Source organism: Methylomonas aurea (genome assembly GCF_024505045.1).
GTDB classification, from domain to species: Bacteria; Pseudomonadota; Gammaproteobacteria; order Methylococcales; family Methylomonadaceae; genus Methylomonas; species Methylomonas aurea.
In genome coordinates this window covers 188,956-202,732 of record NZ_JANIBM010000005.1, presented here as the reverse complement: position 1 = coordinate 202,732, position 13,777 = coordinate 188,956, and the positions used below count along the sequence as shown (strand labels likewise).

13 protein-coding genes are annotated in these 13,777 nt (G+C 52.9%); 9 read left to right on the top strand and 4 right to left on the bottom strand.

Translation table 11 applies throughout. The annotated features are described in order from the left end of the window. Positions 1 to 29 precede the first annotated feature (29 nt). Positions 30 to 317 carry a co-chaperone GroES gene (gene groES, locus NP603_RS06945; RefSeq protein WP_256610189.1) on the bottom strand — a complete coding sequence of 96 codons (288 nt, stop codon included), beginning with the start codon at positions 315 to 317 and terminating at the stop codon, positions 30 to 32. 202 nt (positions 318 to 519) lie between these two features. Here groES and NP603_RS06940 point away from each other — a divergent pair, with 202 nt between their 5' ends. Next, positions 520 to 1,275: a HesA/MoeB/ThiF family protein gene (locus NP603_RS06940; RefSeq protein WP_256610188.1), complete on the top strand. Its 756-nt coding sequence runs from the start codon at positions 520 to 522 to the stop codon at positions 1,273 to 1,275. Positions 1,276 to 1,324: 49 nt separating this feature from the next. On the opposite strand, the gene NP603_RS06935 is transcribed toward NP603_RS06940, so the two are convergent. After that, a complete protein-coding gene (locus NP603_RS06935; protein WP_256610187.1) occupies positions 1,325 to 1,531 on the bottom strand; it encodes a hypothetical protein in 207 nt (68 codons plus the stop codon). A gap of 188 nt (positions 1,532 to 1,719) precedes the next feature. Between NP603_RS06935 and NP603_RS06930 the strand changes: the two genes are divergently transcribed. Further along, positions 1,720 to 4,413 (top strand): cation-transporting P-type ATPase, encoded by a 2,694-nt coding sequence (locus NP603_RS06930; protein ID WP_256610186.1) that lies wholly within the window; start codon positions 1,720 to 1,722, stop codon positions 4,411 to 4,413. Here NP603_RS06930 and NP603_RS06925 read toward each other — a convergent pair. Next, a complete protein-coding gene (locus NP603_RS06925) occupies positions 4,381 to 4,998 on the bottom strand; it encodes a TetR/AcrR family transcriptional regulator (protein ID WP_256610185.1) in 618 nt (205 codons plus the stop codon). The two genes, NP603_RS06930 and NP603_RS06925, sit on opposite strands and share 33 nt — an antisense overlap. A 90-nt stretch (positions 4,999 to 5,088) precedes the next feature. Between NP603_RS06925 and NP603_RS06920 the strand changes: the two genes are divergently transcribed. The 7 genes from NP603_RS06920 to NP603_RS06890 all read left to right on the top strand — a co-directional run bounded on the left by NP603_RS06920 (position 5,089) and on the right by NP603_RS06890 (position 11,171). Continuing rightward, complete coding sequence (locus NP603_RS06920) at positions 5,089 to 5,556, top strand: nuclear transport factor 2 family protein (protein WP_256610184.1); 468 nt, start codon at positions 5,089 to 5,091, stop codon at positions 5,554 to 5,556. A gap of 527 nt (positions 5,557 to 6,083) precedes the next feature. After that, positions 6,084 to 6,863, top strand: coding sequence for a VPLPA-CTERM sorting domain-containing protein (locus NP603_RS06915; protein WP_256610183.1), 780 nt, complete (start codon positions 6,084 to 6,086; stop codon positions 6,861 to 6,863). An 88-nt stretch (positions 6,864 to 6,951) separates the two neighbouring features. Then, complete coding sequence (locus NP603_RS06910; RefSeq protein ID WP_256610182.1) at positions 6,952 to 7,806, top strand: hypothetical protein; 855 nt, start codon at positions 6,952 to 6,954, stop codon at positions 7,804 to 7,806. 287 nt (positions 7,807 to 8,093) lie between these two features. Further along, complete coding sequence (locus NP603_RS06905) at positions 8,094 to 8,876, top strand: hypothetical protein (RefSeq protein WP_256610181.1); 783 nt, start codon at positions 8,094 to 8,096, stop codon at positions 8,874 to 8,876. 41 nt (positions 8,877 to 8,917) lie between these two features. Further along, positions 8,918 to 9,778, top strand: a complete 861-nt coding sequence (locus tag NP603_RS06900) for a hypothetical protein (RefSeq protein WP_256610180.1) — start codon at positions 8,918 to 8,920, stop codon at positions 9,776 to 9,778. An 85-nt stretch (positions 9,779 to 9,863) separates the two neighbouring features. Then, the gene (locus NP603_RS06895; RefSeq protein WP_256610179.1) at positions 9,864 to 10,511 is read left to right on the top strand and encodes a hypothetical protein; all 648 of its coding nucleotides are present in this window, start codon (positions 9,864 to 9,866) and stop codon (positions 10,509 to 10,511) included. Positions 10,512 to 10,994: 483 nt separating this feature from the next. Then, on the top strand, positions 10,995 to 11,171 hold the full coding sequence (locus NP603_RS06890) for a hypothetical protein (protein ID WP_256610178.1): 177 nt from the start codon (positions 10,995 to 10,997) through the stop codon (positions 11,169 to 11,171). 115 nt (positions 11,172 to 11,286) lie between these two features. Here the strand turns inward: NP603_RS06890 and NP603_RS06885 are convergent, their stop codons facing one another. Next, positions 11,287 to 13,308, bottom strand: a complete 2,022-nt coding sequence (locus tag NP603_RS06885; RefSeq protein ID WP_256610177.1) for an alpha-amylase family glycosyl hydrolase — start codon at positions 13,306 to 13,308, stop codon at positions 11,287 to 11,289. Positions 13,309 to 13,777: the final 469 nt, after the last annotated feature.

Here is a 13,777-nt window from a genome sequence, read left to right as displayed (position 1 = left end):
AAAAGATAAATGAGGGCGGTTGTTTGGGATTAGCCCAAAACGCCCATGATGTCTTCTTCGCGCATGACGATGTATTGCTCGCCATCGACTTTAACTTCGGTGCCTGAATATTTACCGAACAACACTTTGTCACCGACTTTGACTGCCATAGGACGTACTTGGCCGTTGTCCAACGGTTTGCCTGAACCAACCGCCAGCACTTCGCCTTCGCTTGGCTTTTCGGCAGCGGAACCCGGCAGCACGATACCGCCAGCGGTTTTGGTTTCTTCCTCAACACGTTTTACGACTACACGGTCATGTAACGGACGAATTTTCATCAATGTCTCCTCGATTAATAAAGTTGAAGGTTAAAACTGAAAAGCGGTTTAAAAACCTTGGCGTTCAGAGTTGAACAAGCCGGTTTTTGAACAACTTGCAATTTATTAGCACTCTCCAATAACGAGTGCTAATAATATCCGGGTTTTGCACTCTGTCAAGCTCTTTGGCATCATCTGCGGCTCACCCACCACTGTCAGCGTTATGAACGACGAACAACTGCTCCGCTACAGCCGCCAGATCATGCTGCCGCAAATCGACATTGCCGGTCAGCAAAAACTGCTGGACGCCAAAATCCTGATCGTCGGCGCCGGCGGCTTGGGTTCGCCGGCCTCGATGTATCTGGCCGCCGCCGGTGTCGGCAGCATCACGCTGTACGACGACGACCAAGTCGATTTGAGCAATTTACAACGGCAGATTGCCCACGCCACTGCTGATATAGGGTTGGATAAAGTGATTTCAACCCGGCAGACGCTGGAAAAAATCAATCCGGGGGTGGCTGTGGCGGCGCGCAAACAGCGGCTAGCCGGCGCCGAATTGCTGCACGAAGTCGAAATAGCCGACGTGGTGCTGGATTGCAGCGACAATTTCGCCACCCGTTTCGCGATCAATCAAGCCTGCGTAAAGCAACGGACGCCGCTGGTATCCGGCGCCGCGATCCGTTTCGAAGGCCAAATCAGCGTGTTCACGCCTGGACATAACGACAGCCCCTGCTACAACTGCTTGTACCAAAGCGACGGCGAAGAGTTGCAAAATTGCGCCCGAAACGGCGTGGTCGCTCCGATCACCGGCATCATCGGCAGCATGCAAGCATTGGAGACGATAAAACTGATTACCGGAATCGGCGATCCCTTGACCGGACGCTTGTTGATGCTGGATGGCCTGAGCATGGAATGGCGGGCGATGCGATTGAAGAAAAATCCGGTTTGTCCGACCTGCGGCGCAACAGCCGACAGATGAACATAAAAAAGCCGGGATAATCCCGGCTTTGCTTGATCATTTCGGCAACCTAGCTTTTGCCAAGCTTGCCTTTGACCATGTCGATCGCTTTGGCGACGGCATTCAATAAAGGCGACTCGCTGTCGCCGTGCGGCTCGATGTCGCCGAACGGCTCGCCGTTTTTCATCGTGTACATGTATATGAAATACCCTAAAGGTGCAAACGCGAAGATGGCAATAACCAGCATCAAGACCACCAATTCGATAACTCCGCCCATATATACCTCCAACTATTTGTTTTTATTTTAATTTAGAATAAGGCACCAAGCCTCGGTTACTGACTATAACCCTATAGCCAACAAGGAACAAGCAGAAGATGATGATTGTCAACCCGAGGCGCACGCCACCCTTAATGTGTGCCGAAAAGCCGCGCACACCCTACTGCCACAACCGTTTGTAAAAGACCATGAAGCAAAATCCGCAAACCCTTTGGCATAACCTGGCGCCGGAGCAGTTATTATCGCAACTGGATGTGCAACTCGGCGCCGGCCTGTCCAGCCAAACCGCCCAGTCCCGGCTGGAAGAAGCCGGCCCCAACCGCCTGACGCCGCCGCGCGGCAAAGGGCCTTTGCTGCTACTGCTCAGCCAATTCCACCAACCGCTGATTTACATTCTGCTGTTTTCAGCCGCCACCACCGCCTTCCTGGAAGAATGGGCCGACAGCAGCGTCATATTCGGCGTAGTGCTGGTCAATGCCATCATCGGCTTCATCCAGGAAGCCAACGCACTGAAAGCGATCAATGCCCTCGCCCAAACGCTCAACATCAGCGCCAATGTGCTGCGCGACGGCCAACGTCGGACAATAGCGGCCGCCGACTTGGTGCCCGGCGATCTGGTCTATCTGCAATCCGGCGATAAGGTACCGGCGGATTTACGCTTACTGCAAACCCGGGAACTTAAAATAGACGAGGCCGCTTTGACCGGCGAGTCCGTCCCAGCCCAGAAACAAGCCCAGACCTTACCTGCGGCAACCCTGTTGGCCGACCGCATCAATATGGCCTATTCGTCGACTCTGGTCAGTTACGGTAGCGCCTTGGCGGTGGTGGTCAGCACTGGCGACAATACCGAAATCGGCCGCATCAACCGTTTGATCGCAGCAGCCGAACCGCTGGAAACGCCGTTGACCCGGAAAATGAGCCAATTCAGCCAATTGCTGTTGTGGGCCATCGTCGCCTGCGCGGCACTGACATTTGCCGTCGGCGTCTGGCGCGGCGAAAGTGCGCTGGATATGTTCATGGCCGCCGTGGCATTGGCGGTCGGCGCGATTCCGGAGGGCTTGCCGGCGGCGCTGACCATCACGCTGGCGATCGGCGTCTCGCGCATGGCCAAGCGCAATGCGATCATCCGCAAACTGCCTGCCGTGGAAACCTTGGGCAGCACCACGGTGATCTGTTCCGACAAAACCGGCACGCTGACCCAAAACCAAATGACGGTGCAATTCGTTTATGCCGGCGGCGAGCAGTTCGCCGTCAGCGGCAGCGGCTACACGCCGGACGGCGAATTTCAAGCGGCCGGCCAACCGGTCGATCCGCAACAAAAACCGGCTCTGCTCGAATGCCTGAAAGCCGGCCTGCTGTGCAACGATGCCCGCTTGATCGCCGATGTCGACAGTTGGCGGATCGAAGGCGATCCGACCGAGGCGGCATTGCTGGTATCCGCCCATAAGGCCGGTTTGCACCAGGCCAGCGTCAGCAACGGCCACCCGCGCCTGGATGCGATCCCGTTCGAATCACAATACCAGTTCATGGCGACTCTGCACCACAATCTGGCGCTGGACGAACGCCACGTTTACTTGAAAGGCTCGCTGGAGAGCCTGCTCGATCGCTGCGACAGCGCATTTTCCGCCGATCTGCAGCCAGCCCCGCTGGACAAACCGCAACTGCAGCGCCAGGCCGAAATCCTGGCAGCGCAAGGCCTGCGCATCCTGGCCTTCGCCCGTACCGACCACGGCGACGATGCCGTCGCTCACAGCGAAGTCCGTAGCGGCCTGACATTTCTCGGGCTGCAAGCAATGATAGATCCGCCGCGACCGGAAGCGGCCCGGGCTATAGCCGCCTGCTACCGCGCCGGCATCGCCGTGAAAATGATCACCGGCGACCACCCCGTCACGGCTTTGGCAATCGCCAAACAACTCGGCATGCGCCACAGCGACCAAGCCATCACCGGCAGCGAACTGGCGAATTATGACGAAGCCGACTATCTGAACCAGGTGGACCGTTGCAGCGTCTACGCACGCATCGCCCCCGAGCAAAAACTGCTTCTGGTGCGCGCCTTACAAGCCAAAGGCCACGTCGTGGCGATGACCGGCGACGGCGTCAACGACGCGCCGGCCTTGCGCCAAGCCAACATCGGTGTGGCAATGGGCTTGGGCGGCACCGAAGTCGCCAAGGAGGCTGCGGCCATGGTGCTGACCGACGACCATTTCGCGACGATAGAGGCCGCCGTCGAAGAAGGCCGCGGCGTCTTCGACAACTTGGTGAAGTTCATCGCCTGGACCCTGCCCACCAATCTCGGCGAAGGCCTGGTGATCACCGCGGCAGTGTTTGCCAACGTGGCATTGCCGATCACGCCATTGCAGATTTTGTGGATCAACATGACCACAGCGGTGCTGTTAGGCTTGATGCTGGCCTTCGAACCCAAGGAACCCGGCTTGATGAACCGCCAGCCGCGCAATCCGGAACAGCCGATCCTGACCCGGCACCTGCTGTTTCGGATTTGCCTGGTCGGCGTGCTGTTGCTGGCCGGCGCGTTCGGCCTGTTCGAGTGGGAGCTGATGCAACAAGGCACGCTGGCCAAAGCCCGCACGGTATCGGTAAACGTGTTCGTATTCGGCGAATTGTTTTATCTATTCAACTGCCGTTCCTTACGTTATTCGATGTTTAAAGTCGGCGTATTTTCCAATCCCTGGGTCTTGGTCGGCGTCAGCGCCATGATCGCCCTGCAGTTATTGTTCACGTACTGGCCGGTCATGCAGCAATTGTTCGGCAGTGCGGCGATCGGCCAGGACGAATGGCTATTGATTTTGGCAGTCAGCTTGGCAATTTACGCTATCGTCGGCTTGGAAAAATTAATGCTGCGCCGCTTCGGCAAACGGCGTTGAAGTGGCCTGCAATGCCGACAACAGCAACGCCAAACTGTCTAACGACTGCTTGACATCCGCGTCCCGAGCCTCGGTCTGGGCGCGGACGATAGCGCCGTCAATGGCGATTGCCGCCGCTTGCGCCAGCGCATCGCGCTGAGGCGTATCGGCCAACAATTCGCGAATCGCCATAGCCATATCCTGCTTATGGCGGTGGCAAATCTCGACGACATCGGGTAACGCGCCACCCATTTCGGCAACACTATTGATAAACGCGCAGCCGCGGTAAATCGGCTTGCGAAACCATTCCTCCATAACCTGAACCAACGGCGATAACCCGCTTCCCGGACGGCCTCCGCAGCGCCGGATCGCGTCGGCAAACCATTCCATCCAGAGCCTGTGCCGGTAATCCAGAAACGCCCGAATCAAATCGTTCTTGCTCGGAAAGTGGCGGTAGAACGTGACTTTGGTAACGCCCGACTCGGCAATCACTTTATCGACGCCGGTGGCGCGAATACCGTCGCGGTAAAACAAGTCGTGCGCCGCCAATAAAATCCGTTCGCGCGCGGGTAATTCGGAAGCGGTTTTCGAGGAATCCATAGCCATGAGCGGATTGTAGACAACTCTGTCTACTATTGCTACCATGCCCATGTAGACAACCCTGTCTACATAACCATCATCATTCGGGAGCGCACTATGGAAACCAAACCACCTCTTCCCCCGTTTACCGCCGAAACCGCCGCGCATAAAGTGCGTATGGCCGAAGACGCCTGGAACAGCCGCGACCCGGACCGGGTCGTGCAGGTCTATACCGAAGACAGCCGCTGGCGCAACCGCGCCGAGTTTCCGGTGGGCCGGCAACAGATCAAAGAATTTTTGCAACGCAAATGGGCCAAGGAACTGGACTACCGGTTAATCAAGGAATTGTGGGCCTTCAGCGATAACCGCATCGCGGTGCGGTTTGCGTACGAATGGCGCGACGACGCCGGCAACTGGTTCCGCAGTTACGGCAACGAAAACTGGGAGTTCAACGAATTTGGCTTGATGCAGCGTCGCTTTGCCAGTATCAACGATTTGCCGATCAAAGACAGCGAGCGCTTGTTTCACTGGACGCTGGGCCGCCGTCCGGACGACCACGCCGGGTTGACCGAACTGGGTTTGTAATCTCCCCAGACATTCGCCGGAAACAAGCAGGGGCGGAACAACCCGCCCCTCCCCCGTCAGTCCACCCGAGTCAGACTGTAGACCGCAAAAGCCGAATACGTTTGCCCCTCAAAGCCCCGACCGGCATCCCATCGCCATTCAGTTACCCGCAATACCGCCATTCGCCTGAAACTAGCGCCAAACGCTATTTCTATTAGCCTTAATAGGCTGGTGAAAAACTGAAATAAAAGCCCCGTAGTGCCGCCGCCTCATAAAATTCGATGCCGCTTTTGAATAGTCATAGTTTGGAAAATTGACGCCAATTTAGGTTCCTACGTAAAACCACCCATAGTGATTCTACGCATTACAATCAAATTAGAATTTGATTAGGATTGATCACGCCTTAAAAGCACAAGATATTTAATTAAATCAAGAACAGATTTTATTAAATCTCAAATTTCAATACAGGACAATTATCAGCCGGTTTTTTGCCACCGCCATACCTGATGGCGACAGAATCTTATTTAACAAGCATACACGAGGCAATTATGTTTAATTTTAAACCTTCCATAACGAATTTAAGCTCGGCCGCAATAATTTGTCTATTTACGGGACCCGTATCGGCTGACAGTATTTACTCCACTTACCATTATCTGTTCACTCCTCAAGGCAATCCCATTATTGGCGCGCTGTCGGGCACCGATATGCTTAATAAAGACGCGGACGAATGGGTTGCCGGATATTTCTTCGTAAACCCGATCAAATGTTCAAACGGCTGCGATGTAAGCGGAGCGGATCTTCAACTGGATGGCGGCCAATACTCGCCCGTCGAGCCAAGCTCCTTGTCAGGAGTAAAACTGGAAATATTTACCAATATATCCAGTTCTTCCACCAATATCGGCAAGGATCTGGGCCAATCCATATTCCAATTCAATAGCCCGACATCAGTAACATTTAACGGAAACTTCGGCACAAAAATACATTTTTCGGCAGACGCGCAAGATCAAAACACTCCGGCGCTATTACAGCCGAATACAGGCTATTGGCTGAAATTAACCAATGTCGATCAATCCCCGGATTTCGGCTGGTTCTATAACGGATTACCGAAAAACGAATATTGGCTGGCACATTACGACACCCAAGGCGGAGAAGGCTCTCCGTATATTTTTGACGTCCTGGGCGCAAATAGCGCAACACCGAGATTGGCGCCGGCAATTGTACCGCTTCCGGGCGCAGTTTGGATGATGGGTTCGGCATTGATGGGAGCGCTTGCCGTTAGCCGCAGAAATAAACAAGATAAATTCAAATCAGCTGAATTGGGGCAATAAGCCCAAATTGATCGTCGAGTTTGCCATGCTCGGGCGATTTTAAAACGATCTATGGCAAAAAATAATTAACTTGTACAGGAGATTTATTATGAATACCAAATTAAGCACATTAACCTCCGCAATATTGGTCGGCATTTCTTCTCTGGCTAGCGCGGCAAATCCGCCATCTGTGCCCAGCATTTATACCAATGGCCCGGCAGAACCCAGATTGAATATGACCAATATGCGGGATGCCGAAAAAGCCGCATTCGCGCTGAATGAGGCCATGATGCAAGCGACGGAAGCCATGATTTACGTCAAAGGCTGCTCCGAGTTCCAAGTGCCGGTGGAAGTGTACTCATATCCGGACACCAATACTCACTACATCATGGACACCACCTTCGGCGGTATTCAACTGACTGCGAATCCGCAAACAGCCGTACCGGGCTTTGGTCAAAACATCGATATTAGCCAAGCAACGCAAGGCATGTTGAATGGCACCGCAGTGCAAGGCTTGAAAGGCCGTTATACCTTTAACGACAAGAACAACATGATGGTTGGGGAAAAAACCGGTGTTCAAGTCAAAGGCCAAAATAAAACTTTTGACCAATTCTATAGCACCGTGATCAAAGACTTTTACCACGGCGGCACTTATCCCCAAACCGGTGAGTTCTATGAAATCTACGACTACGGACTGCAATCGGTTTCGAAATTCGGTTACCCGGTCAACAAATGGTGGCAACAATCAAAAAGCGTTCGTGACGACGGCCAACAAGGCTGCACCGTGTTTCAAAAAGACCGCTTGGTTGGTACCGGCGCATGTCGCATCAGTCTGTCCACTAAAGGCTTGAGCCAACCGGACCTGTTCTGGCAAACCGGAACGCTGAAGGTATCCAAAGTATTGCCGGGCGCTGCTTCGGAAATTTCCAACTGCAATGTAAATCCGACTTTCCAAGTTCCATAAGCCGCGGAATAGCACCACTGTTCTGAAGACTATAGATACGGGAGTTACTAAATACCGTCTGGATATGTCCGGACGGTATTTTTAATCGATCGCAACGCCGCCGTCGATTGCAGCACGACATCAGGAAAATGGAGCAAGCTTAATTAATCCATTTTCAACGATCGATCGAAAATATCACACAGGAGTTTGCGGCCTTGCCTACGGAAGCCGTTGTCGCCAATCTTCGGCATTCAGTTTGATCCGCTTTTTAACAAGCTTTCAACTTAACACCTAAACTCTATATGCCCATGAAAATCACTACAATAACTTTAGTTTTTTTAGTTGGCTTATTAAATATAGCGCACGCTGACGATCAATTGACTGACCAAGAAAGATCGGCGATGGCATTACTTAACAGCATATCGGATATCGTCGTAGCAAAAATCGATGCCGGCAGTTGTTACGAGATGAGAGGCCAGTACCCGATAAAAATATTCACGACTGGAATGGTTCGCCAGCGCAGGCAAAACAATATGGTTACCGTCAAATTATCCGACCGCGCCGTTTCGGTAGTTGCTTATCCGAAAGTAAAAATCCCGGAAGTCGGATCGCAGATCATTACCATGTATACCCGCACATCGGACTATGACGTTTTCGATCAGGTCAAAAACTACGATGCCGTTTATAGCTTTAATTCAACAGGCAGCTTGTTATCGATGGTTGGGAATTTAGAGCTATTTACCAACCACAGTTACTTAACATCCCAGGCCTACGGAACGGAAGCGAAAACAAGCTTTAGTTTCAGCGAACAGAGCAGCGGCGACCTAAATTCAACCAATATCGGGCGCGGCAGCAGCCAGTTGACGGTGCTTGACTATCCAAAAGCAAAATACCAACAACGCGTACAACTGACCCGAGATGGCAGCGCCAATTCGCACACGGTATTTTTAAGGGATTTACTGTCCAATAACCAGTCGTGTCGAATCAAGACTGAAACGATAGGCCGTCACGACAATGACGCTATATCGGAAGAGGGTTACCTGACCGTAGACATGTCAAATCTCGACGACCCGGTGGTATTAATTTTCTGACACATTGGCAACACAGAATAAACAAAAACCGGAATACCGCTATGACGATAAATATAGCAACCGCAATAACCGTTATTTTGAGTTTCGCGGCCATGTCTCAAGCATTCGCGGAAACGGTAAAGGCACCCAGCTTATTCGCCAATGGTGTTGCAGAGATAACAGATATCAAACTTGAGGCTAATGAAATTTCAGCACTTATGCTGTTGGAAGGAGTATTGGATATTTCAAGTGCAGCAGTATTGGCCGGAGGCTGCCAGTCGGTAGAAGCTCATTATGCCATAGAAGTTAATGCCGACGGCGCCGTAAACAAGCCGGAAAGCAATAGCGCCAAAATCAGCTCGAGCGAAAACCCTGTGCCGCTTTTATTCAACGCAACGATAGAACAGCGCCGAGATTTTTTCGGACAGAACTTTAATATCGTGCAGACCCAAAAAAGCAAATTAAAAGATACGCCGATATCGGAATACTCGGCCAACTTAACCGTCAATCACGAGTTAACGCTTTTATCCCTGTATAGCAAGTCCAATATTCAAGGCCAGAACAATAACGCCAATGCCCATCAGAACTTGCTTATCAAGAACTTTTACCAAGAACAAGCGCCGGACAATCCGAATTTGTACCTATACGGCTGGGGAGCCGAGTCTTCGTCGATTGCAGGTTACCCTGCCAATCTGGCTTGGATACGGCTTAAGGCATTAAGAACGCAAGGGCAATTTAAACGCTTGGCATTGCTCGCTGACAGATTACTAGGCGCCTCCGCCTGTCGTATCGCTATCGACAGCAGCGTCGAACCGAAAGTCGGCAATGAAAAAGGCAACCCAGGGAGTCTGACCTTAAAAGGCAGCATGGTAATTACCAGAGCATCTGGTCATGAAGAAGATCTTAAAGAATTTGCATTTTAATGCGCGGCTAGAAACAAGCTATCAGAGCATAAAATGACTTAATAATCGCGCAGGGATTGGCGGATCCAATCGAGTTGAGGCTGTTATGTATAGTTTAAAAAGTCTAGTATTACTCCTTTTGATACTGAATATTAACGTTGCGCAGGCTTCATTAGTAACGGTAAAAATTGAAGATGCCAATGTTTTTAATTGGGAACCCATACAAAAAATAATGCCGGGATTCGGCAGCAGCGGTCCCGTATCTTTAAACTGGGATCCGAATAACGATTTATTTACGGAATTGCTTGCTTACGACAGAGGTTATTCGGGAGGAGCGGCGGCTTTTTGTTGGTATGGGGAAAACTGCGCGTTACAACTTTCGGTTACTGCCGAAAACACCGTGTTACGGCTTCAAAGCTTCGCGCTCGGCTATTACGGCTACGGCAATCATGTTCAATATAGCGTAATAGACTTAGCAACCCACACCCGCATACTGGAGGAATCGCCATGGATAGATGGAGCCGTAAGTACGCTTATTACCGTAAACGCGTCGTCAGACAAAGGTTTCATGATTTTATTTGGGCCAGACGGTTTCAATGGCGGCATTAACAACATAACCTACAGTTACTTTTCCGCGCAAACTCAGGTACCCGTGCCAACCCCTATTCCAACCGCCGCGTGGCTGTTCGGCTTTGGCTTGATTGGCATCATGGGCTTTACCGGCTCGCCCAAATCGAGAGTATTCGGCATTTAGCCAGTTCTCGGCGTATGATTTAAGGGAACCTCTAAAAATTGCACTTCGATTAACTCAGTGCGAACGGTAGCCCTTATAAACCGGAGCATTATCCGTTCGTACTGGGTTTATAGACCGGTATTTCTCAAACCTGTTCTGAAATCTGGAGAATATTGCCCATGACCGATCTTGGTGAAATTTTAGGCATGCTGATGGCCAGCGTTGCACATGCGCGCCGATATGCCGATGAAGAAACCGCGGCCATCGCCGAATACTAAAAACAACCTCCCTTACTCGACGGCATGAGCCTGCCCCGGGTTCGAGTCCCGGAAGTCGTGTTGGAATTGCCGCTCTTGATCGAAACGCTGGACGAGGGCAAGCCCAATGTTCTCAACGACCTGGACAAGATTCGCAAACTGGCCGCCGAGGAATTGCGTAGGCCTGCCGAACGGGAACGACTCTCGCTAGGCCGAGTTGGGCGGGCATTTCGACCGGGAATTCGCCTTGGAACTGGATTGGCTCACCCAAAGCGAAAAAGCCGGACGCGGCGTTTCCCGGGAAACCGTGATTCGGGCGGCAGACAATGCTCTGGCGCAAGCGCTCAACGAGCATGCGCCGGCCGATTCGCTGCGGACCTGGCAAAATCAGGTGGCTCCGGGGATACGGCAGATCGCCGGCTGAGTCGCGTTAAGGGAAGTCAGTACACCGCCCAAAATCACGGCGCAGCGTCGCGCCGGCTAACCATGAAATCCCATCAAGCCCGCCACACTACACCGATAGATTCCCCGCCTGTTCGCTAAGCATCGACCAAGGCATAAACCTTGGCCTCCCACGGGAAAATCGGTTCGCGACCGATCCAGGTCGGCGGGACGTCGCGCATTTGGGTGATTTCTCGCCATTTTTTGCCGTCAGGCGTCGCCGGCCAGTTATTGACCCGATATTCGGCAGACTCGGAAAAGGCGTTGGCCGTGGCAAAGTCGGAAAAATTCGCCACCACGACGACTTGTGCGCCGCTGCCGGCCAGTCCGCGCCGCCAGCACAGCACCCGCTTGCCATCGTTGAAATCGACATGGATAAACTCGGTATCGTTGACCGCCAACGCGTCGTATTGGGTGCGGAATTTCACCAGCCGGGCGACATATTCGAAGATACGGCGGCGAAAGGGTTGCTCCAGCCGCTCGTAATTGACCGCATCGAGTTGTTTGGGCGGATGGCTGACGCTCAGGTCGTGCTGGTCGGCGAATTCGTCGCCGGCGAAGATCATCGGAATCCCGACGGCGGTAAACAAACAGGCAAAGGCCAGTTTGATGCGTTGCTCGGTGAAGACGATGCCGTTATTCAACAAAAAATTGAATAAGCGTTCGTTTCGGTAACCCTCGGTATCGTGCGTGCCTACGTAATTGATCACCTGTGCGCCATCGCGAAACCCCAGATTCCGGCAGTCGATCAGTTTGCGCACCGTCCACTCGAAACTGGGTTCTTTTTCGCTATTCCGGCCGAGAATGGCCGAGCGCAGCATGCGCTTGAATTCTTCGTTCCACAGCCCATCCAGGCGGTTTTGGCTGACCAACTCCAGCGGCACCGATAGTTCTTCGCCAACTACCAGAAACCGGTCGTCGCGCCCCTGATTGGCGAGCCAGGTTTCTCGGGCCAAGTCCTTGAACTGCTCGACGAAATCCCAATTGGCGACATTGTTGACGCTGTCCAAGCGCACGCCGTCTATCGCGAAATCCGCCATCCAGCGCAACAAATAGGCTTGCATGAATTGTCGCGCCGGAAAGTAATCGCCTACTTTACCGGAGACCGGGTCGTAACTTTGCCGCAGCAAATGCCCGTAACGCCACAGTTTGCCGCCGAAACCCTGTCGCCGCCCCTGATCGGACGACTGATAGGCATCGGGGTCGGCGGGATCTGCGTCGGCATCGATGTGAAAATCCGGGAAATTGATATTTTCCATCGCGGCGCGGGTGGCAAACGCCATTACCGCATCGATGAAAAACCGGATGCCGTGTTCATGGCAGCGATTGACCAGCGCGACCAAGTCGGTATTCGCGGTCGGCGAGGCGTTGCCGGCCGGAAAACCCAAATCATGGTCGGGTGCAAAATAATTGCTGGTGGCGTAACCCCATTCCCGATCGACAAAACTGTCGGCAATCGGCAGCAATTCCAAGGCGTTGATCCCCAGTTCGGCCAAATGGCTGCGGCCGACCTGCAACGCGGCCAGCCCGGAAAAATTGGCCGCGTCGACATCAGTATCCACCAACGCCATCACGTCGCGAAAAGTACCGACGCCGATTTCCGGGTCAAGATGGAGGTTGATTCGAGACCAGGCAGTCGGCAATTCGTAAATCACCATGCGGTTGTTGGGTGCGGCCTTATCCGCCGCAATCGGCCGGGCTGGCATAAAAGCCTCGCCGCCCGGATCGCAAGGCAGCAGTTCACCCCGTTCGAATTTGATGACCGCCGCCGGATCCTGATCGTCGCTGCGGTACGGTGCCGGCAAGCGCGGCGCCGACAAGCGCCAATCGACGGTAAACGCGGTGGGATCGGTACATAAAATCCTGGCGCCGTCTCGAGTCGGGCTGGTGTCGGTTACCTCGAACCAGTAGTGGTAAATCTGGCCGTCGGCCAAACCGCAGTCGGCGGCGTCTATACGCCACAGTTGGCCATCGCGTTGCAGCGCGAATCGCTTTCGATTGACCAACTCCGGCGGATTGCCGGGTTTGAACTGGCCGATAACCAAATGGGGACCCGGCTCGCTATCGGCCGCCCCGCAAAGCACGAATGCCGAACGTTTGAGTTTAAATAAATGCACCATATGCCTTACTCCACGCTTGAGCGATTAAGCCGACTAAATACTCAGTACGGCGGGCTGTATTGCTGAAATAGCCGAGAAACCAGCCGATTTAAGTGGAGGGAACCTCTAAAAACGGCCCTTCGATGAGCTCAGTGCGAACGGCAAGCCTTATAAATCGAAGCGTTATCCGTTCGTGCTGAGTTTGTCGAAGCATGAACGGATAATTTTCAGAGGTTGCCTGGACAGTTTCCGACCTAGTGATTATTGGCTCCCGTTGTTCGGACCGCTGCGACTGCACTCGGGACAGCCTTGCCGAAACCCAAGCCGGAACGCCCTTCGCCACACTCAGGACAAACGGTTAGACCTAAACTTAAACCACGAGGCATAAATGGTAACGGTATTCACGGTCTCGCTAATAATCGCCTAGCATGGTATATCTGGCAGCCTATCAATTGCATTATTTTTCAATAAAAAAAATTTTAGCCTGCCA